This window comes from Alkalimarinus coralli (assembly GCF_023650515.1).
In the GTDB taxonomy this organism is placed as follows: domain Bacteria; phylum Pseudomonadota; class Gammaproteobacteria; order Pseudomonadales; family Oleiphilaceae; genus Alkalimarinus; species Alkalimarinus coralli.
Genome location: NZ_CP096016.1, coordinates 2,764,370 through 2,790,432, shown reverse-complemented (window position 1 = coordinate 2,790,432; position 26,063 = coordinate 2,764,370). Strand labels below are relative to the sequence as shown.

At 47.0% G+C, this 26,063-nt stretch carries 21 protein-coding genes; 10 read left to right on the top strand and 11 right to left on the bottom strand.

Translation table 11 applies throughout. The features are described 5' to 3' along the window. Positions 1–30: 30 nt before the first annotated feature. The 3 genes from minE to minC all read right to left on the bottom strand — a co-directional run bounded on the left by minE (position 31) and on the right by minC (position 2,131). Complete coding sequence (gene minE, locus MY523_RS12405; RefSeq protein ID WP_250655012.1) at positions 31–279, bottom strand: cell division topological specificity factor MinE; 249 nt, start codon at positions 277–279, stop codon at positions 31–33. A gap of 2 nt (positions 280–281) precedes the next feature. Further along, on the bottom strand, positions 282–1,091 hold the full coding sequence (gene minD, locus MY523_RS12400; RefSeq protein WP_250658817.1) for a septum site-determining protein MinD: 810 nt from the start codon (positions 1,089–1,091) through the stop codon (positions 282–284). Between the two features lie 143 nt (positions 1,092–1,234). Continuing rightward, complete coding sequence (gene minC, locus MY523_RS12395; RefSeq protein WP_250655011.1) at positions 1,235–2,131, bottom strand: septum site-determining protein MinC; 897 nt, start codon at positions 2,129–2,131, stop codon at positions 1,235–1,237. A 306-nt stretch (positions 2,132–2,437) separates the two neighbouring features. Between minC and dinB the strand changes: the two genes are divergently transcribed. The 3 genes from dinB (at position 2,438) to serB (ending at position 7,484) form a co-directional block, all read left to right on the top strand. Then, positions 2,438–3,508 carry a DNA polymerase IV gene (dinB, locus tag MY523_RS12390; protein WP_370301528.1) on the top strand — a complete coding sequence of 357 codons (1,071 nt, stop codon included), beginning with the start codon at positions 2,438–2,440 and terminating at the stop codon, positions 3,506–3,508. Between the two features lie 351 nt (positions 3,509–3,859). Next, complete coding sequence (parC, locus tag MY523_RS12385) at positions 3,860–6,151, top strand: DNA topoisomerase IV subunit A (protein WP_250655009.1); 2,292 nt, start codon at positions 3,860–3,862, stop codon at positions 6,149–6,151. 121 nt (positions 6,152–6,272) lie between these two features. Further along, entirely contained in the window at positions 6,273–7,484 is a 1,212-nt protein-coding gene (gene serB / locus MY523_RS12380) for a phosphoserine phosphatase SerB (RefSeq protein WP_250655008.1), read from the top strand. Between the two features lie 90 nt (positions 7,485–7,574). Here serB and MY523_RS12375 read toward each other — a convergent pair whose 3' ends face one another. The 3 genes from MY523_RS12375 to epmB form a co-directional block, all read right to left on the bottom strand. Beyond that, positions 7,575–9,659, bottom strand: coding sequence for an EAL domain-containing response regulator (locus MY523_RS12375; RefSeq protein WP_250655007.1), 2,085 nt, complete (start codon positions 9,657–9,659; stop codon positions 7,575–7,577). A 284-nt stretch (positions 9,660–9,943) separates the two neighbouring features. Then, positions 9,944–11,755, bottom strand: a complete 1,812-nt coding sequence (locus MY523_RS12370; RefSeq protein WP_250655006.1) for a cyclic-di-GMP receptor FimW-related protein — start codon at positions 11,753–11,755, stop codon at positions 9,944–9,946. Between the two features lie 379 nt (positions 11,756–12,134). Then, positions 12,135–13,148 (bottom strand): EF-P beta-lysylation protein EpmB, encoded by a 1,014-nt coding sequence (gene epmB, locus MY523_RS12365; protein WP_250655005.1) that lies wholly within the window; start codon positions 13,146–13,148, stop codon positions 12,135–12,137. A gap of 97 nt (positions 13,149–13,245) precedes the next feature. Here epmB and efp point away from each other — a divergent pair, with 97 nt between their 5' ends. Further along, positions 13,246–13,818 (top strand): elongation factor P, encoded by a 573-nt coding sequence (gene efp / locus MY523_RS12360; protein ID WP_250655004.1) that lies wholly within the window; start codon positions 13,246–13,248, stop codon positions 13,816–13,818. A gap of 15 nt (positions 13,819–13,833) precedes the next feature. Then, positions 13,834–14,796: an elongation factor P--(R)-beta-lysine ligase gene (gene epmA / locus MY523_RS12355; RefSeq protein ID WP_256471445.1), complete on the top strand. Its 963-nt coding sequence runs from the start codon at positions 13,834–13,836 to the stop codon at positions 14,794–14,796. Positions 14,797–14,865: 69 nt separating this feature from the next. Here the strand turns inward: epmA and asd are convergent, their stop codons facing one another. The 3 genes from asd to MY523_RS12340 form a co-directional block, all read right to left on the bottom strand. After that, a complete protein-coding gene (asd, locus tag MY523_RS12350; RefSeq protein WP_250655002.1) occupies positions 14,866–15,735 on the bottom strand; it encodes an archaetidylserine decarboxylase in 870 nt (289 codons plus the stop codon). A gap of 238 nt (positions 15,736–15,973) precedes the next feature. Next, positions 15,974–16,798, bottom strand: coding sequence for a sulfurtransferase (locus MY523_RS12345; RefSeq protein ID WP_250655001.1), 825 nt, complete (start codon positions 16,796–16,798; stop codon positions 15,974–15,976). Between the two features lie 122 nt (positions 16,799–16,920). Then, positions 16,921–18,684 (bottom strand): HDOD domain-containing protein, encoded by a 1,764-nt coding sequence (locus MY523_RS12340; protein WP_250655000.1) that lies wholly within the window; start codon positions 18,682–18,684, stop codon positions 16,921–16,923. Between the two features lie 190 nt (positions 18,685–18,874). Here MY523_RS12340 and motA point away from each other — a divergent pair, with 190 nt between their 5' ends. Continuing rightward, positions 18,875–19,726 carry a flagellar motor stator protein MotA gene (gene motA / locus MY523_RS12335; RefSeq protein WP_250654999.1) on the top strand — a complete coding sequence of 284 codons (852 nt, stop codon included), beginning with the start codon at positions 18,875–18,877 and terminating at the stop codon, positions 19,724–19,726. Between the two features lie 35 nt (positions 19,727–19,761). Continuing rightward, positions 19,762–20,712, top strand: a complete 951-nt coding sequence (gene motB / locus MY523_RS12330) for a flagellar motor protein MotB (protein WP_250654998.1) — start codon at positions 19,762–19,764, stop codon at positions 20,710–20,712. A gap of 73 nt (positions 20,713–20,785) precedes the next feature. On the opposite strand, the gene rsgA is transcribed toward motB, so the two are convergent. Continuing rightward, positions 20,786–21,856, bottom strand: coding sequence for a small ribosomal subunit biogenesis GTPase RsgA (gene rsgA, locus MY523_RS12325; protein ID WP_250654997.1), 1,071 nt, complete (start codon positions 21,854–21,856; stop codon positions 20,786–20,788). A 115-nt stretch (positions 21,857–21,971) separates the two neighbouring features. Here rsgA and orn point away from each other — a divergent pair, with 115 nt between their 5' ends. After that, entirely contained in the window at positions 21,972–22,514 is a 543-nt protein-coding gene (gene orn / locus MY523_RS12320; protein ID WP_250654996.1) for an oligoribonuclease, read from the top strand. A gap of 19 nt (positions 22,515–22,533) precedes the next feature. Here the strand turns inward: orn and queG are convergent, their stop codons facing one another. Then, a complete protein-coding gene (queG, locus tag MY523_RS12315) occupies positions 22,534–23,655 on the bottom strand; it encodes a tRNA epoxyqueuosine(34) reductase QueG (RefSeq protein ID WP_250654995.1) in 1,122 nt (373 codons plus the stop codon). A 227-nt stretch (positions 23,656–23,882) separates the two neighbouring features. On the opposite strand from queG, the gene MY523_RS12310 reads away from it, so the two are divergent. Together MY523_RS12310 and tsaE are read left to right on the top strand one after the other, a co-directional pair. After that, positions 23,883–25,445 (top strand): NAD(P)H-hydrate dehydratase, encoded by a 1,563-nt coding sequence (locus MY523_RS12310; protein WP_250654994.1) that lies wholly within the window; start codon positions 23,883–23,885, stop codon positions 25,443–25,445. Between the two features lie 116 nt (positions 25,446–25,561). Beyond that, positions 25,562–26,056 (top strand): tRNA (adenosine(37)-N6)-threonylcarbamoyltransferase complex ATPase subunit type 1 TsaE, encoded by a 495-nt coding sequence (tsaE, locus tag MY523_RS12305; RefSeq protein WP_370300986.1) that lies wholly within the window; start codon positions 25,562–25,564, stop codon positions 26,054–26,056. The last annotated feature ends 7 nt before the right edge of the window (positions 26,057–26,063 follow it).

Below are 26,063 nucleotides of genomic sequence, written 5' to 3'. Positions count from 1 at the left end.
ATCAAAGCTACGGAGCAGCTAGCTGCGTGGTTAATCCGGCAGCGTGACGTTAAGCTCAAGCACAGAGCAGTTGCCGTTGTTATCGAGTTGAACCTGAACCTGATCCTGATCGATGGGCGCATATTTGCGGATTACATCCAGAATCTCCTGCTGTAGTTGTGGCAGGTAGTCGGGTTGGTCGCGCTTCGTGCGTTCATGGGCCACAATAATCTGCAGCCGTTCTTTGGCAATTGATGCGGTGTTTGTTTTCTTTGTTTTAAAGTAGTCCAAAAAACTCATGCTTACCCCCTAAACATCCTTTTGAAGAATCCTTTTTTCTCGACTTCAAGAAAGCGATGTTCACGTTCTTCGCCCAGTAATCGATCAACAGCATCCTGGTAAGCCTGGCCTGCATCGCTGGCTTCATCAAGTATAACCGGAACACCCTGATTCGAAGCGCTCAGAACGGTCTGGGACTCAGGGATAACCCCCAATAATTTGATTGCCAATATATCTTTCACGTCTTCGACGCCAAGCATTTCGCCGGTTTCGGCCCGTGCAGGATTGTACCGAGTCAGCAGCAGGTGCTCTTGGACTGGGTCCAGCCCAAGTTCTGCCCGCCTTGATTTACTCTGCAATATGCCCAATATTCGATCAGAGTCTCTAACCGAGGATACTTCTGGATTGGTAACAATGATGGCCTCATCTGCATAGTAAAGGGCCATTTGAGCACCATGCTCAATACCCGCAGGTGAGTCGCAAATAATATACTCGAAACGCTCTGATAACTCGTTAAGAACGCGCTCGACACCTTGCTGTGTTAGGGCATCTTTGTCGCGAGTTTGAGACGCCGGCAAGATAAACAAGTCATCAACGTGTTTATCCTTGATTAAGGCCTGATTAAGTGTCGCCTCTTCATTAATGACATTCACGAAATCATATACAACTCGGCGTTCGCAATTCATGATGAGGTCAAGGTTTCTAAGACCCACATCGAAGTCAATTACGACAGTCTTGTGTCCGCGTTTTGCCAGCCCCGTAGAGATGGATGCGCTGGTGGTTGTTTTTCCAACACCACCTTTGCCTGATGTAATAACTATTATCTTAGCCAATGTCTGTTTCCCGTTTGTCATGGTTAATCGTTGCTGATTGTCCCTATCATCCTGTCAGCATTTGCGGCCAAATCAATGTATTGGGCCTGTGCGGGCGAACCCGGCATGCTGTTGTTATATAATCCTGCAAAGCCCTCATGAGACTAATTTATGAGTGCTTTTACCGTCAAAGTTTCATCTGAAAGATGAATTTGAGCGGGTTGTTTCCAGTGACCATTTTGCAAATCTTCGCTGATTTTATACTGTCCAGCAATGGAAACAAGTTCTGCTTCCAGGCTATGGCAAAAAATACGTGCTTTAGTATTGCCGCGCACCCCCGCCAGGGCTCTGCCTCTTAGCGGGCCATAGACGTGAATGTTTCCATCAGCAAGAATCTCTGCGCCGGCACTAACCTGGGCAAGCACTATTAAATCGCCATTTTGAGCATAGATTTGCTGCCCGGAGCGTACAGGCTGATAAATAATGCGAGTTTCCTGAGCTTTGATGTCTGCTGCGGCTGAGCTTTTAATGTTGTCATCAGCAACACTGGCAGCAGCGTTGTTATCTGCCTTATTGCTCTCTGTGCTTTGCGGTTCAGGGTTGTTTGTTTTGTCTGAATCGCCTGCTGACGGTGTACTTTCCGACGATTGAGTTGAGCCTGCCTGCTGTTCGTTTTCAACAGCATGTATTTCAGTGGGTTCGTTATTCGACGTTGAGCCACGCTCTTTCTGGGCTGACATTGTCGCCAGACCTGCCAGTTTCGCCGCGATTTGCTGTGTTTCGCTTCCCCCCCTGACTGCGATCGGCTTGATTGAAAAGGTACTGCAGATGCGAATGATTTTCTCAAAATCTGCCGGGCCTTTTGAGCTATCAAATTTAGATAGGCCGATGACGACTGGCAAGTTGTTAAAAAAGTCGGGGGCCTGCTCCGCTTTTGCTGAAAGTTCTGCGGAAAATTGCGATGGCTCGAAATAACTTAGCTCTAATACGGTAAAGGGCAGAAGAGAGCCTTTTAGTTGCAAGCAGCTGCTCTGCTGTATTGAAGATGCAGTTGAGTTCATGGATACGTCCTAGCATTCGTCCCTGAGATGCCAACACCTTTACAGGTGATTCCCGAGAGTGCTTAGCTTTAGGTGATTAATTGTAATTTGCTGGCTATCTTAACACGATCCTCTAGTTATGACTCTTTTTTTACCCGTGGATAACCCAATCAAAAAGTAATAACAAAGCGCGCCTTGCTCACATTTGTCGATAGATGTCATAATTAGCTGTATATATGAACAGTTCTGCTGTTGTGTGCAGCTAATACTGTGGTGTTTTCGGTAACGTGAGTGGAGTTGTAGTCAGGAGATGCGCGCAAAATGGGCATACGAAAGATAGTTCACTGCGACTGTGATTGTTTTTATGCTGCCGTTGAGATGCGAGACAATCCTCAGCTCAGAGGCAAGGCGCTTGCTGTCGGAGGTTCTCCAACCTCCCGAGGGGTGATTGCAACCTGTAGCTATGAAGCCAGGCAGTATGGTGTTCGATCTGCAATGTCATCAGCCAAGGCCGCGCAACTCTGTCCGGACTTGATCTTTTTGAAGCCCGACATTCCAAAATATCAGGCTGTTTCCAGGCAGATTCATGAAATTTTCAGACAATACACCGCTTTGATAGAGCCTTTATCGCTCGACGAGGCATATCTTGATGTGACTGATAGCCCATACTGCTCAGGCAGTGCCACGCTTATAGCCAAAGAGATCAGGGCAAAAGTGCGTGAGCAACTCGGTATTACCATATCAGCCGGAGTGGCCCCCAATAAATTTCTCGCTAAAGTGGCTAGTGACTGGAATAAACCTGATGGTATTTTTGTTATTCGACCCGCTGATGTTGCGGCGTTTGTTACTCAATTAAATGTTTCAAAGATCAATGGGGTGGGTAAAGTAACAGAAGCCAAACTTAATCGTATGGGGATTGAGACTTGCGGTGACTTGCAAGCATATAGCGAGGCAGAGTTGGTGAAAACGTTTGGTCGATACGGCACTCGTTTGTTTGCGGTCTCAAGAGGGGTAGACAACCGCCCGGTTCAGACTTCGCGAGAGAGAAAATCTATTTCCGTAGAGCATACGTTTTCAGATGACCTTGTGGGTATCGACTCGATTGTCGAACGGCTTCCTGTGCTAATGGATGAGTTAAGAGGGCGATGCAGGCGCAAACTTGATGGGCAACGGTTTGTTACCAAACGGTTTGTAAAAGTGAAATTTTTCGACTTTAAACAAACAACGCTGGAGCAAAAGACCGGTGCCATTGCTGAAGAGTGGGACTCTGTTGATGCATACCGGGTGCTGCTTGAAGCCGCTTGGGGGCGAGAGGGGAAACCAGTTCGGCTTTTGGGTGTGGGGGTGCGGCTCAATGATGGTGACTCAATTAGTACCGGGCAGTTACCGCTGCTGTGAGCGCTTTTCACGACTACTGCGCGTGCAAGGCAGCGTTAATGCGCGAACAAGACAGCGTTAAAAAATGGCTCAAACTGCTCATTTATATCTATAAACTGCGCTTTTTCGTCATTTTTTGCCTTGGCTTTGCTTTGCTCATGACGTCGTGCAACGCGCTCACTGTAAAGAAATGCCCATTTGTAATATTCTCTCTTCGTTGCTGTTTTATTGATGGCCTCTGATGCCTATAATAAGCGGCATTCTTAACATGCAAATGTTACTTAAATATATTACTTGGTTAATGTTTTGATCCTCCTTACATATGAGTAGTGACCAATCATAATAATGAAAGCAGGTTTCTAAAGGTAATTCATGACAACGATTATTGATCAATTGGATGAAGGTGTTGAACGGGTATCACTCAAAGAGTATACCGAAAAAGCATATCTCGACTATTCGATGTATGTCATTCTTGATCGGGCATTGCCTCATATCGGAGACGGGCTAAAGCCCGTGCAACGTCGCATTGTTTATGCGATGTCAGAGCTGGGTCTGAAGTCTACTGCCAAGTATAAGAAATCTGCAAGAACGGTGGGTGATGTGCTGGGTAAATTTCACCCTCATGGTGATAGTGCCTGCTATGAGGCAATGGTGCTAATGGCACAGCCATTCTCCTACCGCTACCCGTTAGTTGATGGTCAGGGTAACTGGGGGGCACCGGATGACCCTAAATCATTTGCAGCCATGCGTTATACCGAATCCAGACTGGCTCACTACTCAGAGTCGTTGTTGAGTGAGCTCGGCCAGGGCACCGTTGATTGGGTGCCTAACTTTGATGGTACGATGGAGGAACCGGCAACACTACCGGCTCGTCTGCCTAACCTGCTATTAAATGGCACGACGGGAATTGCAGTGGGGATGGCGACGGATATTCCCCCACACAATCTGAGAGAAGTGGCCGCTGCCTGCGTGCGTTTGCTGGAGGAGCCTGCTGCAACCACGGAGCAATTGTTAGAGCACGTTAAGGGGCCGGACTTTCCTACTGGGGCAGAAGTGATAACCCCGCAGGAAGAGTTGCGAAAAATATATGAAACAGGCCGTGGCTCGTTGCGGATGAGGGCGGTATATACACAAGACGGTGGCGATATTATTGTTACTGAGCTGCCTCATCAGGTTTCTGGCGCTAAGGTGCTTGAACAGATTGCGTCTCAAATGCAGGCCAAAAAGCTCCCGATGGTGGCTGATTTAAGGGATGAGTCTGACCATGAGAACCCTACACGACTCGTTATTGTGCCGAAATCGAATCGAACCGATGTTGATGCGCTGATGGCCCATCTGTTTTCAAGCACAGACCTTGAAAGAACCTATCGTGTTAACATTAACGTTATTGGTATTGATGGCCGCCCGGCCGTTAAAGGCCTTGTCACAGTACTTTCGGAATGGCTTCGTTATCGTACTGATACGGTGAGAAGGCGACTTGAATATCGTCTTGACAAGGTTCTGAAGCGGTTGCACCTTTTGGAAGGTTTGCTGACTGCGTTTCTCAATATCGATGAAGTTATACATATCATTCGCACGGAAGATGAGCCCAAAGCAGTTCTGATGCAGCGCTTTGATCTGACTGATATTCAAGCAGACTACATTCTCGATACCAAGTTGCGGCAGTTAGCGCGACTTGAAGAGATGAAAATTCGAGGCGAGCAGGACGAGCTTGAAAAAGAGCGAATTTATTTAGAGAAAATATTAGGGTCTGCACAACGGTTAAAAACGCTGGTTAAAAAAGAGTTGATTGCCGATGCAGAAACGTTTGGTGATGACCGCCGTTCCCCGATTGTCGCCAGAGCTGAAGCGAAGGCATTTTCTGAAACGGATTTGATCTCGTCTGAACCCGTGACTGTCGTGCTGTCTGACAAAGGCTGGGTAAGGTCTGCAAAAGGGCATGATATTGACCCGGCCGGACTGAGCTATAAAGCAGGGGATAGCTATGCCCTGTCTGCCAAGGGGCGTAGCAACGAAGGGGTTGTGTTTTTAGACTCAACGGGCCGAGCTTATACACTCCCCGCACATAGCTTGCCTTCTGCAAGAGGTCAGGGAGAACCCCTGACCGGGCGTATTAACCCCCCGTCTGGTGCAACCTTTAAAGGGGTTGTGATGGGCAAGCCAGATAATAAATTGTTGATGATGACGGATGCGGGTTATGGCTTCGTCACCAGTGTTGCCGACCTGCAAAGCAAAAATAAGGCGGGTAAGGCCGCTATAAGTCTGCCAAAAGGTGCAGAAGTGATGATGCCGGTGCCCGTTGATGACAGTGCCACGCAGTATCTGGTGGCTGTGAGTAATGAAGGCAGGATGTTGGTTTTCCCTGTAAGGGATCTGCCAGAGTTATCCAAGGGTAAGGGAAATAAAATTATTAGCATCCCTTCTGCCAGAGTGCAGAGTCGAGAGGAGCTAATGGCGCTGGTTACGGTGTTTGGTGAGGAAGACCGTTTGATTATCCATTCAGGCAAGCGCCACTTGAAACTGCGCTTTAGTGATTTGGAACACTATCTGGGAGAAAGAGGGCGAAGGGGGCACAAGCTGCCGAGAGGCTTGCAGAAAGTTGACCGCATAGAGGTCGTTTCAAGCCAACAAGAAAGCTCGGATGACAGCGGTGATGGCGAGTAATCGCGCATATTAAGTTGATGCAGGGAGGCCGCTTTATGAAAGGTAGCTTCCCGCTAGAAGCCAAGATAAGCACCCGACACGTTTTAATTGAATGACTGAACCGATTGAGAAGGGCCATAGTGTGAGCGAAATAGTATTAATAAATGTATCGGGCCAGGATAAGCCAGGGCTAACCTCTGAAATTACTGAAATAATGGCTCAGTATCAGATCAGGATTTTGGATATTGGGCAGGCGGTTATTCATGATCACCTGACATGGGGAATCCTGATAGAGCTGCCTAAAGAGCAGTCGTCCTCGCCTTTGTTGAAAGACTTGTTGTTCAAAATGCATGAGTTGGGGCTTCCTGTTCGTTTTGAGCCAGTATCTAAAGAAGAGTATGAGAACTGGGTGAAAGGTAAAGGTAAAGCACGTTACATTGTTACGCTGCTTTCGCGCTCAATTACAGCGGATCAGATTGCTCAGGTATCAAAGGTAACCGCTCAGAACGGTTTGAATATTGATAATATCTCTCGTTTATCGAGCCGCCCTCCCGTCGAAATAGATGAAAACGAAAGCCAGGCGTGCATAGAGTTCTCTGTTCGCGGGACGCCGCCGGATCTCGATCAGCTACGCGCCCAGTTTCTCCAAATAGCGTCTGATATGAATGTTGATATTGCGTTTCAGGAAGACTCTGTTTTTCGCCGTAATCGCCGATTAGTGGTGTTTGATATGGACTCCACACTCATCGATGCGGAGGTTATCGATGAGCTGGCCAAGGAAGCGGGCGTCGGTGATCAGGTCGTTGCAATAACCGAGCAGGCGATGAGAGGTGAAATTGATTTTACCGAAAGTTTTGCGCGTCGAGTAGCGCTGCTTAAGGGGTTGGATGAGTCGGTACTTGCTAACGTTGCAGCACGACTACAGCTGACAGAAGGGGCTGAAAGGCTCATTGGTACGCTCAAGGGGCTCGGTTACAAAACGGCCATTTTATCAGGCGGCTTTACTTACTTTGCGAACAACCTGAAACAAAAACTCGGTATCGACTACGTGTATGCCAATGAGCTGGAAATTGAAAACGGGAAAGTCACAGGGCGAGTGACAGGGCAGGTTGTTGATGGTGCCCGTAAAGCTCAGTTGTTGCTCGAAATTGCTGAAAAAGAAAATATTCAACAACAGCAGGTAATTGCAGTCGGTGACGGAGCAAATGATCTACCTATGCTGAGTAAAGCAGGTTTGGGTGTTGCTTTCAGAGCTAAGCCGTTGGTGAAAGAAAGTGCCAAGCACTCCATTTCAACCTTAGGGCTTGACGGGATCCTATATCTGATTGGCTTCAGAGATAGAGAGACTGAGTAAACTGGATATTAAGAACGGTTTGCGGGTCGGCTTTTAGTCGACCCGCAGCTTTTTAATCTGCCAACAGTACTATTTTGAGCCGATTACTCACTACTCTTCACTAAAATCGTAGTTCATTTCTGCAGCTGGTGGCTGCAAGTAATAACCCTGAATGTAGTTAACGCCGGCCTGCCAGAGGGTTGATAAGATCGAGGCATTCTCAACCAGGGGCACGATAGTTAGCTTGCCCTGCGCCTGCAGCGCTTTGATCATCTCTTTTACTTGCTCCCGAGTCTCTTCATCTTTTTGAATTTCATCGGTGAACGAGCCATCAAGCTTAACGTAATCAGTCTCAACATGCTTAAGCATATTGAATGGGTTTAACGCACAGCCAAAGCGACTGATAGATATTTTACAATGAAGTTCTCTCAGACCTTTGGCGAAATCTTTGGCCTGTTTTAAATAGGTGATGGCATCTGACTCGTTAAACTGGAATATCAATGAGTCGCCGGGTAATCTGGCGGCTTTTAAGGCGACACTGAGCCAGGGCATAAATGTCTGATCCTGAATGGTCTCGGCAGTGAGGTTCAAAACCAGCTTGGTCTGGTGCCCTTTTGAGCGGTGGCTGCTTAGGTGTTTGATGGTTTGCAGAATTACCCAACGGTCAATTTTACTGGCCATTTCAGATGGCCCGGATGGCGGTAGAAAATCATAAGGAGAGACTTCGTTGCCTTCATTGTCGAGCATCCGCAAGAATGCTTCGTAATGCTCCTCACTTTCACCCCGCAGACTAATAATTGGCTGAAATAAAAGCTTAAAGCGGTTGTCATCCAAGGCCTTTTGCAGGCTGGATACAGTGGTTCCACCTTCGTCATCAACGGCAATTTTCGGGGTATATACTAACACGCCGTTACCGCTCTCTTTGCCTTCTTCCTGTCTCACATCGTCGGATGCACTATGAGAACGACCCAGAAGATCTTGTGCTTTAGGGGCATTTTCGTTAATCAGTGCAACACCAACGCTTGTGGTAACCTGAACTGTTCGCCCTGAGACGTCAGACATATGCTGTTCGACTGCATGGCGTATTTTTTCCGCGGTCGCCTGTGCTTCTGCATCATCCTGAGACATTGCCAGCAGGCCATAGGCGTCGTCACTGATTCGTGCCAGCGTCCATGATTCCTCCGTTTGCTCTCGCAGTACGTTAGCGATATCGCTTAATACTAAATCGGCACCAGCGATACCGACATTGGATTTGATCTGGATAAAACTATCGAGGGCAATGTAGTAGAGCGCGCCTGATTGCCCCTTGGATACCGCTAGCTCAATGGCATCGTTTAGCTTTTCCATCAGGTATTGGCGGTTATAAAGCCCTGTCAGCAAGTCCTGACTGCTGATCTCTTTCAGTTTTTCTTCCAGTTCGGCACTGTCTTGCTCTGGTCTGATAACTATCTGCGTGCATGGCTCACTGTCATAGGTAGCGACAGAGAACGACATATTGACCTTGACTTCAGAGTCGTCGCTTCTTCGGCTTACACAAGTAATCTGCTTTTGTTCTTGCTCACCTTCGCTGTAGAGTTTGGTGACTTCTTTAAACTCGTCCTGGCTATCAGGTGTTAACGTATCTAGCACCGGAATACATATCAGCTCATCGATGTCGTCGTACCCGAGGAAGTCCATATATGAGCTGTTGGCATAGATGTGCATACCATCATTGATATATGCAATAGCGTCTTTTGAGCTGTCCAGCAGCAGTTGACAGCGCTTTTCTGCCTCTCTGAGGTGCACTTCAATCGAGCGGCGGTTTCGTCGCTCATACAGATTATTGAGTTCGCGATTGATGGCCAGGATAAGGTGTTTTCTATCTGTAAACGGGATAACATCCTGTGCACCGGCTTTCATGTAACTGACGATGGCTTCGTCGTTTAGCGAGTCGTTCAAAACAATGAACGGAATGTCTTTGTCCAGACGCTTGATATGGGAAAGAGAGGCCAGCGCATTAAACTCAGTTTCCTCTTCCCGGGCAAGAAATAGATCCCATGAATGCTCTTTGAGTGATTCCAGCAAGTCTTCTTCTGACGTGACTCTATGAGCTCTGGTTGCTTTGCCCGAGTTTCTCAGTAAGCTGACCATCTCTTCTGCATCATTTTGTGATTGATCCAGAACCAGAAGGTGGACTGTTTCATTTTTCTTTCGCATTAACTCTACTTCTATCAGGTTAGGTTATGTTATGTGGGCTTTAAAACGTGCGATTAACTGAGTCTGTGCTCTCTGTTGCTGGCGCTATTGCATTCAGGGAACGCTTGTTTTTATTGGGCTTATTCGGTTTGCAACGCCATTCTATGTTGTGGTTAACAGCGGCTCAAGCATGGTGACTCAGCTATGAAGCCAGAGGTACCATTTCTTGAATGGCGTCACACTTTCAGAGAGGCGGGAGCCTCTCCAATCGGCTTACTACTGTAATTCGTTGCGACGGTTTATTTCTACAGTGAAGGCCATAGCGAATCGAAATCATCTTCCTCACTACTCTTGGTTACTTTGGGGGCCTCGGTGATATTCGCCGTTGAGAACACTTTTAGTTCAAATTGGCTGAAGCTGCCTGTTGCAGCCACTCGTCTGTTTAACTGGCACTTTGTCTCTTGCCCTTGCTGGTTGAGCAGAATCTTTTGGCCAGTTTGAAATGGCAATCTGGGAGTGATGAGGGTCGCCGCCTGACCTATCGATGAAAGCTCAGGAAGCAACAAGCCTCTCAGGTACTCACTGTGATCGCCGGTTTTCTGGATCAGCTGCACGCCGCAAGGTTGAGCAGAAGGCGCCAACAGCTCTATCCCTATTTGGGTTCCGTGCTGCTTAATTTGTCTAATCCAGCGTATTACCGCAATGCTCCACGGATGCGACTCACTTTCTCGAATGCCTAGAACTTCTCCTGCCTGAATGTTGCCGGGGATTTCTCCCAGCCACTGCAAACAGTAGCCACCAGGGCTGGTGTTTATAAGTGGCGCATTATAGTGTTTAAAGGTGCTTTTCTTCTGTTTTTCTTCGTCGTAGATTGAACGGGTAAAATTGACCGGGATACTGGCGTGTTCTTCGGTAACGGAACCAGCAGGCCCTGCATCAAAGGCATCAGACCATGCGTCATTCTGATTTTTGCTGCGTTGCAAGAAAACATTATCGTTATCTGGCTCAAGGTGGCGTTTTATCATGTCTTGAAGAAGTTGAGTATTGAACTCTACCTCTCCAGAGCAGAAGTAGTGAGCGGCGCTCAGACCTGTGCACAACTGCAGATGCCCCTTGCTGGACATACGCTTGAAATTGCGTTTGGTTAAGATACCCAGCGCTTGAGCGAGGTGAGCTATCAACTGATCCTGAATATTACCGGGAACTTCGATGAAACTGCTGGCGTCATGATCTTTACGGCCGCTTGATGCCAGGTAATCCGTCAAATGCTGAACCAGCGTTGTTGTATCGAAGCCATAAAAATGGTCTGTCAATGAATCATGCAGCAAGCTTCGGTATATGGGTGGTGAATCATTATCCATATTGAGCACAAAGGTTGAGCTCGAGGAGTAGTATTGACCAACCTCTGTGTACGATGCCCAAATTTCGAATGCGTTGTATATTTGTGCGAGGTCGCTCTGTCTTAGCTGGTTAGTCTTACAGCAGCCAAGTAACAATAACCTTTTGTATGCGTCTTCAATGAGGGTTTCCGATTTGCTGATATTTTGATCGTCTTTAATGGCGTACTTTAGCAAGTCGGACGCTTCTGCGAACTTAAAAATGGAGTGTGACTCCAGCCAGACATTTTTGGGGCTGGGGCAATATAACTGTGATGACCTTAAGACTGTGCGCGCATATTCGCTGATAACTCTGTGGCAAGCGACCGCCAGGCTTTTCTTGGCCTTTTCATTTTTAATTTGTTCAGCGTTTTCTAAAATAACGACCTTATACCCGGTTGCAAGGTGCATCTGCAATGCTTGTGACAGGTTTGCTATTTTTCGCTGTTTTTCGGGCAACACTATGGGTTGGTTAAGGTAGTGCTTTGACAACTCGTTACATACATATTGAATTGCAGGTCTCACCAGCTCAAGCAGTTGGCTACGTATCTGCGGTGAGATAATTAACTGGTTTAGCTCAATAATGGCATGATAAAGCTGTCGGGCACTTTCACCGATATTGGCCATGGGGAGCGAGCTAACCCATTCTTCAAACGAGTGAGGTGTTGCATCGCAAAAAGAGAGCGTGGCCAGGCTTTGTTCTGGAATCGAAATGTTGGGTTTTTTTACCTGGCTAGTCATTAAGGAACACCATATTTATCATACAAAATACACAGCACAACCCCTCAGAGAGTCATAACACTCTAGGCAGGGGAAGAAGTCGTTGACGCTAAAATTAAGCTGCTTTGCAACTATCTATAGAACGCAAGTACTCATAGAACGCAAGCCTATAGAATACAAGCACCTACCGGAAAGAATAGCAGAGATTTAACAAGTGTCAGTAAAAACTGGTTGATGGTCTGATATTTATCCCAAATAGGTAATATTTTTCATTGTTTTACTTTTTAAGCTTTTAATATTATTGCATTACTTTAACTTTTCAGCGCTAAAATTATGTAAAAAACTGTTAACCGGTTTGGTGATATCGCTCTTTCTGTAGACTTAGGGCTTCTCATTACCTTTATTCCAAAAATAGATCCAATGGAGTTTTAGAAGGTTTGTGGGGGATTTCGGCTACCAGCTTTGGCACCAGATAGCCCGGCAGTGATGCTAGCATATTGGTATAAATCTCATTTATCCGGCTCTGTTTAAGGTCGAAGTGGGCTGCACCTTTAATTTTATCGAGGCGGTGCAAATAGTAGGGAAGGGCGCCAGCTTCAAAGAGGTCTTCACTGAGTTTAATCAGTGTTTGGCTACAGTCATTGATGCCTGCCAATATAACAGATTGATTTAGAACCAGAGTGCCCGTGTCTTTGATTGCTTTTATTGCGTGTTTAACCTGTTCATCAATTTCATTGGGGTGGTTGATATGTAGCACCATCACTTTTTGCAGCGAAATATTTGAAAGCCAGGTAATGAACGGCTCATCAACTCTTTGAGGAATGACAACGGGCAGGCGAGTGTGAATTCTCAGTCGCTTGATATGCGGAATTTTACTGATCTCTGTTGATAGCCAGTGCAGTTGCTTATCATTGTTAACCAGCGGGTCGCCTCCGCTCATGATGACTTCATTCAGTTCTGTGTGGTGGCGAATATATTCGAGCGCGACAGACCATTGCTCCTTTGAGAGGCGGTTGTCCGAATACGGAAAATGTCTGCGGAAGCAATAACGGCAGTTGATAGCGCAAGTTGACCCCGAAACCAGCAGTACTCGGCTTTTGTATTTATGAATCAGGCCTGGAACCGAGTTATAAGTGTCTTCTGCCAGTGGGTCTGCCGAATAGTGAGTTGGCGAGACGGTTTCTTGATGGGCGGGTAAGACTTGTTTTAATAAAGGGTCGTTTGCGTTGCCTTTCTCGATCCTATGCAGATAGGGCTCGGGAACAAACAGTTTAAAGTCCTCATTTGCTTTCCCTGAAATGCTGGAAAGGGGAATGCCTAACCGCTCCGATAACGTCTTTGGTGATGAAATTGCGTTAGAAAGCACCTCTTTCCAGCTAGGAACTTCGACAGCATCAAGGGTTCGCGGTATCATTAGCTACTTTCCATTACAACATTTATGTAGTGTTTCTGAGCAGTAGTGAATAGTGCTCAAAAATTTTATCGTTAATTTTACAGATCGGTGAGGAACAATGGCCAACTATTCTACCAATGAATTCAAATCAGGTGTTAAAGTTATGCTCGAAGGCGACCCGTGCGCCATGCTTGAAGTTGAGTTCGTAAAGCCCGGTAAAGGGCAGGCCTTTAGCCGAGTTAAGTTGAGAAACCTTAGAACTGGGCGAGTTTGGGAGCGTACCTTTAAATCAGGTGAGACGCTGGAAGGGGCTGATGTTATTGAGCTGGATATGGAATATCTGTATAGCGATGGAGAGTTTTGGCACTTCATGTTAACAGATGGTTCATTTGAGCAGCACGGCGCTGATGAAACGGCTGTTGGTGATGCTAAAAAATGGCTCAAAGAACAGGTTGTTTATACCGTCACGTTGTATAACGGGGCACCATTGACGGTTACCGCACCTAATTTTGTTGACCTTGAAGTGGTAGAAACAGACCCAGGCCTTAAAGGGGATACCGCTCAAGGTGGAACTAAACCCGCTACATTGTCGACTGGCGCGGTTGTCAATGTACCTCTCTTTGTTAATATCGGCGAAGTTCTTAAAATTGATACACGAACGGCTGAATACGTTAGTCGGGCAAAAGGCTAATACGTGGCTGGTTCAGTGAGCTGGCAGCCTAGTTGTCAGCTCGCAGCTTTGAAACTGCGAGCCAGGATACTGTCTGAAACCAGGCAGTTTTTCTCTGAAAGAGGGGTGTTGGAAGTCGATACACCACTTTTATCGTCTGCTACGGTGACTGATTTGCACCTTGCCAGTATTGCTGCAACGGTTGACCTCCCCAATCATAAATCTCCACTGCAAATGTACTTGCAGACCTCTCCTGAGTTTGCCATGAAAAGGCTTTTGGCCTCCGGCTCAGGGCCGATTTATCAAACCTCAAAATCATTCAGGAACGGTGAGTCCGGAAAGCGGCACAACCCGGAATTTACCATGCTGGAATGGTATCGGCCGGGCTTTGATCTGGCGGCGCTGATGGACGAGGTTGCAGAGTTTATATCGAGCGTCGCTGGTTTGCAGACGCCTGATGTTATGACCTATCAACAGGCGTTTGAAGCGCATTTAGGTATTAACCCTCATCGTGTTGATGATGACGTGCTCCACCAACTGGCAAAGGAAAAGACCGGGATAACCGGTGACAGTTTATCTCGGGACGATTACCTTGACCTGCTATTATCTCATTGTATTGAAGCACATTTGGGCCATGACAGACCTGTTTTTATGACTGAGTACCCTGCAAGCCAGGCTTCGCTGGCCAAAGTGAAAGAGATAAACGGCGTATTGCTTGCCCAGAGGTTTGAGTTGTATGTAAATGGCTTGGAGTTGGCGAATGGTTATGATGAACTGGTTGATGGGGAAGAGCAGTTGCGTCGTTTTGAGTCTGACAATAATGAGCGGCAGATAAATGGGTTGCCAGAGGTCGCCATTGATTACCGTCTTGTTGATGCCCTGAAGGCTGGGTTGCCCGAATGCTCTGGGGTCGCACTTGGGCTTGATCGCCTGCAAATGGTTATGCAGGGAGCGTCCTCTATTGGTGAAGTGATCGCGTTTCCGGTTGAGCGGGCCTAAAGCGTATTAAACGCCTCAGGCCGGCCCAGATAGCTAAAAAATTAGCAGCTCAACGCGCTGATTATCTAATTAAGGCTTTTGAGTCTGCAGGCTGGCAAATGGTTGACCCATTCGAACCCCGGAACCTGCGACTAACTCGTCTGTAAATTCTGCCATATTTTCCGGGAATGCTAACACGACAGTTGACCCTAACTTAAAGCGACCCATTTCATCACCTTTGTTGAGATGTATCGGGTTAGAGGGCTCTGCAGGGTACTCGGTGACTTTGAGCGCTCTAACCGGAGGCGCAACCTGGCCTGACCAGACTGTTTCAATCGCTGCAACAATCATCGCTCCGACTAACACCATGGCCATAGGGCCGTGCTCAGTATCAAAAATGGCCACCAGACGCTCATTTCGGGCAAACAGCCCTGGTACGTTTTCTGCGGTAACCGGATTCACAGAGAATAACTTCCCTGGAACGTAGATCATCTCTCTCAAGGTACCCGACAATGGCATATGTATACGGTGATAATCTTTAGGTGAGAGGTAGATGGTTGCAAATTTTCCGCCCATAAAAGGCTTTGCCCGGGCTATGTCTCCCCCAAGCAGATCGATTAGGCTAAATTGTTGACCTTTAGCCTGGAATATCTGGCCGTGGACAATATCTCCCAGCTGGCTGATTGCACCATCCACCGGGCAGCACACCTGGGTGTTATCTTCAACAATCGGGCGTAAGCCTGGCTTCAATTCACGGGTAAAAAAGTCGTTAAAGCATGGATAGTCACTGGGGTTTTCTTTGGCAGCCTCAGTCATATTGACGTTATATCGTTTTATAAACCACTTTATAAAGGCATCTTTGATTTGTGGCTGCTTGCAGTCTGCTAGCATGCCGACCGTTCTTGAAAGCGTGTGCTGAGGTGTTAAATACTGGCTAAGAACAAATAAGTTATCGAGCATTAATCATTTTTGCCTATTGTTGATCTTTTCGAATACAGATAAATTCGAAAGGTATGTATGTTTGGAGTGGTATCTCTTAGATGTATCATATGATGTACATGTTAAGCGACTATCTATCACTGTGTCTTGTACCCACAATTTTACTGCTTTGACTTTATAACTCAAGGTTGGCGTGCAGATGTGAGAATCAATACGGCGTTCTACCGTGAGTTTTAACCTCTATGCTGAACGACAAGGCCTAAAGCTCGACCGGTGTTTCGGGACGGTTTCCCCACTCGGCCCAAGAGCCATCATAGGCTTTGATCTCGCTGAATCCTAGTACCTTCGCGACCAGATACGTAAACCCTGAACGGTGGTGGGTCTGACAGTGAGTAATTACTTTCTTATCCGCTGTAATGCCCAGCTCTGTCAGTGACTCCAGCAACTGTTTGGGGTCTTTCATTCTGAGTGCGCGTTTAGGGTCCATTGCCTGAGTCCACTCAAAATTTACTGCGCCCGGGATATGTCCTTTTTTAGCTGCCAGCACTTTCTCACCGCGGTACTCTTGGGGGGATCGTGCGTCCCAGATGACGGTAGATGTTTCATTAAGTGCTTCAAGAACTTCTTCAAGTGATGCCGTGTGGTTGTGGTTGATGCGCACGCTGTAGTTTGATGCCTGAGTGGCCTTAACTATTTGGGTTAGAGGTCTTTGCTCATCATTCCAGGCAAGGTAGCCGCCGTTTAGATAGGAGTATCGCGCATGCCCAATGCAGTCGAGTAGCCAGATGAAACGGCCAGCCCAGCCTCCACCCTCATCATCATAAACAACGACATGTTTGTCTTCCGTTAAGCCTATTTTCTGAAACAACTGCTCCAGAGATGCCTCTGTGGGTATTTTTCCAGGCGCTGGCGGGGTTCCCAGCTGAGTCTCTGCCGGTGAAATATGGACAGCACCCTCAATATGCCCCTCTTCGTAACGGGCAGGGTTGCAAATATCAATAATGAGCAGCGACGGGTGTCCAATAAGCGATTCAAGTTGCTCAGACTCAAGCAGTAGCGGGATATTCTGTTGGGTATCTTCCATGGGGTAAGCCCTTTGTAGTCAAAACTAATGGATGAGTTTTTAATATGCCGATATTACCAGATTTTATGACCTCTCTTGAATCTGTTATTTCACCCGTTTAGTGAAAGCCTGAAAGTGTTTGCCTATGTTTTTTTGGCCCTTTTAGCGGCCAGATATTGCAAGCAGTGTGTTGCTGCGCTGCACATATACTTAAACTGCTTATAGTCGTAGTCAGTTAGCGGTTGGTTGTCGTCGCCCGAATCAGCATAGAATACAGCGACAGGTTTTTGATTAACAAATATGGACATCAGGAAAAACTCCTTCGCGCCGCTAGCAACCTTAAATTCAGGAGGAATCATTGCCCAGATATTTTTATTGCTTGTGGGTTTAACCCAAATGCTGGATGGCTTTTCGATGAGCCGTGAAAAAAGCGTTGGTTTTGTCAAATCTGTCTGAAAATTGCTTAACTGAGGGTGGTTGCTGGTACCCACGTTATAGTATGCCTTTAAGCGTGTTTCGTTTGTATTCACCAGCGCCACAATAGCTTTCTGCAAACCCAGGCCATAGGCCGTGCATTGTGTTGCCGCATTCATTAACTCATGTAAATCAACAAAGTTATCAGGGTTTTTCAGCATGAGCTCGGTGAATTCGGTAAAGATATTTTTATCCCCTCGGCGAGCACCCGTTGGCGCAACAGTTTTTGTGGGCTGCTCTTTTTTAGCTATCGGCTTAGCCTTTATTTCTTCAGGTTTTATGACGCCCTGTTCGGAGGGGCTTACGCCTGCTTGTTCTACGTCATGGCTTGCTTTGGCTATTGCGGCCTCGACGGGTGGTATCGCTGGTGCTGCCTGGTCTGTCGGTTCGGTTGCAGGGGGGGCAACCACGCCCTCAGTGGCCGGTTTGGCGGCCTGAGCCGCTTTTGTACTGACATGCAGTTTCTCCCTTGGAGGCAAAAGAAGCCTGGCTGCGGGGAGTAGTATTCCGGGTATCGGGTGCTCCCTTGACATTTCAACGGCGCAGCGATGGGTTAACGTTATCGCCTGGTCGAGCGGTATCCCTAAATAAACAGATATCACTTTTTGCACCCTCAGGGTTGAATGCGAATACCAATCCTGCGACGCGTAATATGCCAGTAAATTGGCCAGTGTAATGGCAAATGCGGATTTGGAACTTATGAGGTTAATATGCTGATCATCAACTTTGATTGGCTTTCCATTGGGAGCCACATGCTGACTCATTCTAATCCACTGTTTGGGGGTTAGCTGATTGTCTGGCAAATAACAGCGCTTGGTTAACGGTGGCAGGTTGAGATGTTCAACCAGCTTAGCTGCTAGCTCTGGAATAGTGCACCCCAGCACTTCTCTCTCTGCCTGATGGGGGAGCTTGGCGCTTTCCTGAACTGCGTGGCGAACCAGCTTCATTTCCGGCGTTGCAAAGCGCCACAAGTACCACATAGGAATCCCGCAGAAGAGGGCACCCCAGTATATGTCTTCTTTTTGGCCAAGCTTTTTAAACTCGGAAAACGTGCGAGCCAAATATGATGCTAGCAAGCTAGAGCTGATCGCCCGGGCATAATAATATTGCTGAACATTATCGACCTTTGGTTTGTGACTGGGCAGCGACAGGGTGAGTTTTTTAAGGTTTTCTGTGCCTATCATGCTGATTGCATGATCCAGTGTTTTGCTGAAGGGGGCGTCTTTACCTTTACCCTGATTGGCTTTACTCATGATGTGATATGAGTAAACCGGGTCTTTGTTGGCTTGTTCTGCAATTTTTTTGTAAGGGAGTTTGTCTTCTGTGATTCTTTTTAAAATTTGTTTTCCAACAAAAGGGCCAGTGGGAAGGGTTTGTGTAGAAAGAAATTCTGACCACTCTTTGGCGCTGGCCGGTGTATCTTGATTATTCATAAGTATTTGTTAAATGATTAAAAATGTTCTTAACTAACTATAGTATGAAATAGCAAAAACGGTACAAATTAGTAAAGGCCGTGTGAAATAACTGGCTGATCTACAAAAAGACAACTGTTTCGGCATGGGCTATTTCACTTCTATGGAATAACATATGGTATTAAGTGTCCACTTTTTTGGTTTATAGTTTATGGCGTTAATTTTTGGATCTATTATTGTTTTGGCCAGTGTTTTGGGGGGCTATGTGCTCTCTCATGGAGAGATAGCCGCACTTTGGCAGCCCTTCGAAATACTGATTATTGGTGGCGCTGCATTTGGTGCCTTTATCGTATCGAACCCGTTTCATACTGTAAAAACGGTTTTTGCCAGTTTGCCCTCTCTGTTAACAGGCTCCAAGTTCAATAAAGCGATGTATATGGATTTGCTGAGTCTGCTGTACGACATTTTTGATAAATCCCGTAAACAGGGCGTGATGTCGATAGAGGCGGATGTTGATGACCCAAACTCCAGTGAAATATTTACCCGTTATCCGGCGATTTTAAAAATGCCTGCGGTTATTGAGTATATTACTGATTACTTGCGGATTATCAGTACTGGGAACATGGCTTCTCATGAGCTTGAAGGGTTGATGGATCTTGAAATTGAAACAAGGCAGAGCGAGCTCGAAGAGCCAGCGCACGCATTGCAAAAGGTTGCAGACGCGCTACCGGGGTTTGGTATTGTTGCCGCAGTACTGGGAATTGTGATAACGATGGGCTCTCTTGGTGGCCCACCAGAAATGATCGGTACACACGTAGCGGCGGCATTGGTCGGGACGTTCCTGGGTATATTGCTGGCTTATGGTTTTGTTGGGCCGATGTCGACGCTGATGGAACATATGGTTCATGCTGAAGTTAAGGCGCTGGAGTGTATCAAAGTCAGTATTCTTGCCACGATGGGCGGAATGGCTCCTCAAATGGCGGTAGAGTTTGGTCGCAAGGTGTTGTTTTTTGATGTACGACCCAAGTTCCAGGAGCTTAACGACCATGTTAAGTCGCGCTAATGGTTTTTATTCTGCAGTTGGATAAGGTGTAGAGAGTGGAAGATCTACCTCCTATTATTGTTCGCAAAGTTGTGAAAAAAGGTGGCCACCATGGCGGCGCCTGGAAGGTTGCATTTGCCGACTTTGCAACGGCGATGATGGCATTTTTCCTGGTGTTATGGTTGAGTGCTACTGCAAGCCCAGAGCAAAAAGAAGCTATTGAAGGCTATTTTAAAGACCCTATCGGGTTCGTTGAGGGTGGGAGTCCAAATCCCGTTGATCTGGATGGCAGTGCGGCGGTGGTTCGCGCCTCTTCGGCCGATCAGCAGGATACCGAAATACAATTTGAAGATGATGAAATTGAACAACTTGCTGACAGTATAGAGGAAGAGCGACTACAAGACTTGATGATGACGCTGCAAGAGAAGATTGATGAGAATCAGACGCTGCAAGAGTTCAAAGATCAGCTATTGCTCGACATCACGCCTGAAGGGTTGAGAATTCAAATTGTTGACCAGTCGAAAAGGCCAATGTTTGACAGTGGCAAATCAGAGCTTAAGTTTTACTCTGAAGACTTATTGGTTGAGCTGGGTAAGACGATCTCGCAGGTTCCTAATAAAATAAGCTTGACCGGTCACACGGATGCATTGCCATTTTCAGGGCGAGAAGGTTATACCAACTGGGAATTGTCTGCTGATAGAGCAAATGCAGCCAGGCGTGCCGTCGTTGCAGGAGGTGTTGATGAGGATCAGGTCTCAAGGGTTGTAGGGTTAGCCTCTTCGGTATTGTTTGATCAAAAAGATCCATTTGCAGCAGTTAACCGTAGAATTGCGATTATTGTCTTAAACAGAAAGGCAGAGGACGAAATTACTCGGAATGCCGGCGTCAGGGATGCAGGCACCAATCAGAAAGAGAACAGCAACCAAAAAGAAAGCGCCGATAAGTTGGAAAGCGGAACCTGGTTTGACGATGCCGAAGAGGTAAACCCGGACGATGTGTCATGGTAGGGCGAAGTGCTACTGACATGGCGAAGTGCTACTGACATAGCTGGACATAATGCGGTTTATGCTAGATTTGTCCCTAATCTCTAAGCGTTAACCCTCTAGCATTCTGGTCTTCTATCGCATTTTTGATTCGTCGATAACTTACCATTCTTCTTTCTGTGATTTCGCCACTTTTAACGGCCGCATTAATCGCACATTTGGGCTCGTTTTCATGGCGACAATCCCTAAAGCGGCAAAGACCTAAATGAGGGCGAAACTCAATAAAACCCTCCAGTAGTTCCTGTTCACCAATATGCCACAGCCCAAACTCCCTGATCCCGGGGGAATCAACCAGGTTTCCGCCACTGGGTAAGTGAAATAGCTTGGCCGTTGTAGTGGTATGGGTGCCTTTACGAGTGTTTTCAGACAGCGCCCCGACTCGAATATCGAGTTCAGGGAGCAGAGACTGAATAAGTGACGATTTGCCAACGCCTGATTGGCCAACAAATACGCTGGTGTGTTGATCCAGCCAGCTTAACAGTTCTGACATTCCCTCACTGCCATCGCCTTCTCTGGGCGCTTTAACAGAGGCCCTGATGGTGTGGTAACCCAGTGACTCATACAGGTTCATCATGTCGTCGATTGGCTTGCGGTTCTGTTCCGATAACAAGTCAGTCTTATTCAGTAGAATAACAGGGGGAATACCTACGGTTTCAGCGGCGACAATATAGCGGTCAACCAGCCCCTGGAAAGGTTCAGGTTCAGGGGCGATAACAATCACGATATAGTCAATGTTGGCCGCCACGGGCTTCAGGTTGCCAAAGTTGTCAGGGCGTTTCAGGATGGTTTGTCGGTCGAGGCGGGCTTCTATAACGCCGGTTAAATCTTTGCCTGCTCGCCAAATGACTCGGTCGCCTGTTACGAGCGAATCAATGTTGGCCCTGACGTGACAGCGGTGAATCTCGCCTTTATCTTCTCCTTCAATGGCTTCAATATCCAGCAGTTGGCCAAAGTGCGCAATAACAATACCTTCTTGCTCTTCGCTTAAGTCTCCCGCTTGCATCTGTCTGCTAATATCGCGCTCGCGTTTTTTAGCCCGCAGTGTGCGCTCTTCCTGAACTTTCTCAATGCGCCACTGCTGTCTTCGATTGAGCTTTCGTTTGGCCATATTTATTAGGAGACCTTTAATTTATTTTGAGCTGAGTAAATAACTGGTAACATGGCTCAATGATATTGGATTTGTAGATGATTAGCAGCCCTCGATGGCTGATAAAGGACATTTTATGGCTAGAAATGAAAATCTGGTGTGGATAGACCTGGAAATGACGGGGCTGGAGCCAGATGTTGACCGTATTATAGAGATTGCGACTATCGTAACGGACGCTGATTTGAATATTTTGGCAGAAGGGCCTGTTATCGCTGTTCATCAGCCTGATAGTGTATTGGCGCAGATGGATGAGTGGTGCACCAACACTCATGGTGCTTCAGGTCTGACCCAACGAGTCAAGGATAGCCAGATTTCGGAAGCTGAGGCTGAGCGACAAACAATCGAATTTATTGCGAAATATGTTGATAAGGGTGTTTCCCCGCTCTGTGGTAATAGCATTGGTCAGGATCGACGCTTTTTAGTTAAGTACATGAAAGAACTTGAGGGCTTTTTCCATTACCGGAATCTAGATGTGAGCACCGTAAAGGAGTTGGCTAAACGCTGGAAACCTGAGGTGGCGAGCAGTTTCAAAAAGAAAGGTGTTCACTTGGCGCTTGATGACATACGCGAGTCCATTGGGGAGCTGCAACATTATCGGGAGCACTTTTTTAAGGTCTGATTTGCTTATAGCGTACGTTCTAAGGCGTGATATCTTCTATCCTTAGCTTGTTCTCGTGCTGCTTTAATGCCCATTTGACATGCTCTTTTACGATGTCGGATGGGTGGTTCTGTTTTTCGTTCAACGCCGCTACAACCTTTTTTGAGCTTGGTGCATTGCCGAGCGCTATTGCTATATTTCGCAGCCAACTCTCGTAGCCCGCCCGACGAATGGCAGAGCCTTCGGTTAATTTAAGAAAAGTCTCTTCTTCCCAGTCAAATAAATCCACCAGGTCTGGTGTGGTGAACTGGTGTCTGGGAGAAAAATCGCTCTCCTGTGATGACTTTGAAAAACGATTCCATGGGCATACTAACTGGCAATCGTCACAGCCGAAAATACGATTTCCCATCAGAGGCCGTAGCTCTTCCGGAATTGCGCCTTTCAGTTCAATGGTCAAGTAAGATATGCAGCGCCGGGCGTCTAGAACATAGGGCGAAACAAACGCATTGGTCGGGCATTTGTCGAGGCAGGCCGTACATTGTCCGCAATGATCTTTTTCGTATGGTGGGTCAATCGGCAGGGGGATATTGGTGAATATTTCACCCAGAAAGAAATAGGTGCCTGCTTGACGGTTGATGATCATTGAACTTTTGCCGAACCAACCCAAACCACTTTTTTGCGCAAAAGCCCGCTCCAATACCGGAGCGCTATCAACAAATGCCCTGAACTGAAAGCCTGACATTGCCTCGTTGATCTTTTGCGACAGCAGATTTAGTCGCTTTCGAATCAGTTTGTGATAGTCTCTTCCCAGTGTGTAGCGAGAAATATAGCCTTTATGTTTATCCTTTAGAACCTCAATCATCCTGCTGTCTTCAGGCAGATAATCCATTCTGAGAGAAATGACGCGTGATGTTTCTTCTACCAGTTGATCAGGGTGATAGCGCTTGCTTCCATGCTTACCCATGTAGTCCATATCGCCTTGATACTTGTTCTCCAGCCACTGAATAAAGCGCTCTTCATGCTTTCCAGGGTCTACATCGGTGATACCTACTTGCTGGAAACCGAACTCTCGCGCCCACTGATGAATGTTTGACGCTAAGGATTGCAGATCTTCCTCCGAGGGCGTTGTTTGGGAGGGGCTTGTTGATAGCGGTATGTTCAAAATATTCCCTTCGGAAAGTATGTACAGCGTTTGGCGTCTACATTAAAAATTGTTTATAAAATGATCTTTCTGTGACAGTTTGCTACTATTTACAGTAATCTAAAGTTGAATCTTTAAGCGCTTTATCACCTTATCAGCCAAGCGTCAGCTAACCTGAAACGGGTGTTGAATGCACAGTCAAGCAAACAGCACGTTATTTAAATCGACATTATACGACAAACTGCGATATGAATAGAGAGTCAGGGCTACAATTATCGGCGTTTAAAGAGCCTTTTTTGCCAACGGGGTTATACACCGCCAAGCAAGTTAGAGAACTCGATAAGCTTGCGATTGACAGGGTACCCATCGAAGGCTTCGCGTTAATGAAAAAGGCGGGGAGAGCCGCTTTTAGGCGACTGTTGCGGCACTGGCCAGAAGCTGGGTCTTTGTCGGTATTTTGCGGTGGAGGAAATAATGGTGGCGATGGGCTGGTTATTGCGGGGTTAGCCGCTCAAAAGGGAATAACGGTCAAGCTTGTTTTACTTGCTGAGGCATCTTCACTAAAAGGAGAAGCCGCGTCTGCATGGCAGTGGTTGCAACAACGTAATGAGTTTCAATCGATTGACATCGAAACTTGGCCGCTGAGTGCTGAACTTGAGTGTGATGTGATTGTGGACTGTTTGCTGGGCACCGGATTGACTGGAAAGGTCAGAAATAAGTATGCAGAGGCTATTGATGCTATTAATGCCTCAGGAAAACCTGTTTTTGCCGTAGATATACCCTCGGGGTTATGCAGTGATACCGGGCGAGTGCTCGGAAGTGCGGTGAAGGCTCAACGTACCATTACTTTTATTGGCCTTAAGCAGGGGCTACTAACCGCTGACGCGCCTGATTATGTGGGTGGTCTGGAGTTTGACGCGCTCGATGTACCTGAGGCGGTCTTTAATGAAATAGAACCCGGCTGTCTCAGGGCTGATTGGAAAAATTTTAAAACACAGCTTCCGCGCAGAAACAGGAACGCCCATAAAGGTGTGTATGGCCGGGTGCTGGTAGTGGGTGGTGACTACGGCATGGCCGGAGCCGCTTTAATGGCTGCGGAAGCCGTTGCTCGTGCAGGAGCGGGGCTGGTCTACGTGGCGACACGACCGGAGCATGTTGCACCGTTTGTGGCACGCTGCCCTGAATTGATGGTTCGAGGTATTGAGGAGCCACAGGTGCTCGAAAGCCTGCTCGAAAATATTGACGTGATCGTTATTGGGCCAGGGCTGGGGCAGGGGGCTTGGGGGCAGCAACTGTTTCAGTTGGCGATGAAAAAGAATAAGTCTATGGTTATTGACGCAGACGGCTTGAACATATTGGCGGCGCTGAACATTACCCCACGGGATAACTGGATACTCACACCGCACCCGGGTGAGGCTGCGAGGTTATTGGCGTGTTCGGTCAACTGTATTGAAAAAGATCGGTTCCGGTCTGTTGTTGACCTGCAAAAGAAATACGGCGGGAGCTGCATTCTTAAAGGCACAGGGACGCTACTTGCCATCAATCAATACAAAACCGAGTTAAGCGATACGACAGTCTGGCTTGCTAATACCGGAAATCCAGGCATGGCAAGTGGTGGAATGGGGGATGTATTGAGCGGTATTATAGGCGGTTTACTGGCTCAAAAAGGTATCGATTTATCGATTGTCGCTCCTGCAGCCGTGACTCTGCATGGTGAAGCTGCGAATTTGGCGAGTGTTTCAATGGGAGAGTACAGCCTCTTGGCGTCTGATGTCTTGAATGCTATTCCGCTTTTGCTTAAGGATATCTGAGCAAGTGACGTGTTGATCGTGTAATGAATGACGTTCAAATTCCAGACGCTGAACTGTTAGAATAGCGATCATCAAAATGAAGTTTTTAGTAGTTGATAATAGGTAGGGCACAACGGTTGTTAGAAGTAGTTAAGCTTGGTCATGATCAGCAAGGTGTAATATTAGAGAGCGAAGCTGATACCGTCGCGTTTGGGGCGATAGTGGCAAGCGCATGTGAAGGCTCAGCAGTCATTTTTTTACACGGAAATCTAGGCATGGGTAAAACAACCCTATGTCGAGGGGTGTTGAATGCGCTAGGCCATCATGGGCGAGTGAAAAGCCCAACCTATACGCTTGTTGAACCTTATGAACTGGATTCCGGAACCGTCTATCACTTTGACCTTTATCGACTCGGTGAGCCGGAAGAGCTCGAATTTATGGGTATTAGAGATTATTTGAGTGAAAAGGCACTGGTGCTTATAGAGTGGCCGGAAAAAGGTCGGGGCATTCTTCCTCAAGCAGATATTGAACTGACCCTTGATATCAGTGGAACCGGTCGAGTCGTTTATTGGGAAAGTAAAACAGCGCATGGCGAATGTTGTGTCAATCGGCTGATGAAAAAACTCTCTTAAGGTTGTT

Bases quoted from the DNA above. Each gene is read 5' to 3' on its own strand.
- orn (WP_250654996.1), top strand. From the start codon at position 21,972: ATGGCTAGAAATGAAAATCTGGTGTGGATAGACCTGGAAATGACGGGG.
- rsgA (WP_250654997.1), bottom strand. From the start codon at position 21,856: ATGGCCAAACGAAAGCTCAATCGAAGACAGCAGTGGCGCATTGAGAAA.
- minC (WP_250655011.1), bottom strand. From the start codon at position 2,131: ATGAACTCAACTGCATCTTCAATACAGCAGAGCAGCTGCTTGCAACTA.
- MY523_RS12340 (WP_250655000.1), bottom strand. From the start codon at position 18,684: ATGAATAATCAAGATACACCGGCCAGCGCCAAAGAGTGGTCAGAATTT.
- parC (WP_250655009.1), top strand. From the start codon at position 3,860: ATGACAACGATTATTGATCAATTGGATGAAGGTGTTGAACGGGTATCA.
- minE (WP_250655012.1), bottom strand. From the start codon at position 279: ATGAGTTTTTTGGACTACTTTAAAACAAAGAAAACAAACACCGCATCA.
- MY523_RS12375 (WP_250655007.1), bottom strand. From the start codon at position 9,659: ATGCGAAAGAAAAATGAAACAGTCCACCTTCTGGTTCTGGATCAATCA.
- MY523_RS12345 (WP_250655001.1), bottom strand. From the start codon at position 16,798: ATGGAAGATACCCAACAGAATATCCCGCTACTGCTTGAGTCTGAGCAA.
- epmB (WP_250655005.1), bottom strand. From the start codon at position 13,148: ATGATACCGCGAACCCTTGATGCTGTCGAAGTTCCTAGCTGGAAAGAG.
- motA (WP_250654999.1), top strand. From the start codon at position 18,875: ATGGCGTTAATTTTTGGATCTATTATTGTTTTGGCCAGTGTTTTGGGG.
- efp (WP_250655004.1), top strand. From the start codon at position 13,246: ATGGCCAACTATTCTACCAATGAATTCAAATCAGGTGTTAAAGTTATG.
- asd (WP_250655002.1), bottom strand. From the start codon at position 15,735: ATGCTCGATAACTTATTTGTTCTTAGCCAGTATTTAACACCTCAGCAC.
- MY523_RS12370 (WP_250655006.1), bottom strand. From the start codon at position 11,755: ATGACTAGCCAGGTAAAAAAACCCAACATTTCGATTCCAGAACAAAGC.
- MY523_RS12310 (WP_250654994.1), top strand. From the start codon at position 23,883: ATGAATAGAGAGTCAGGGCTACAATTATCGGCGTTTAAAGAGCCTTTT.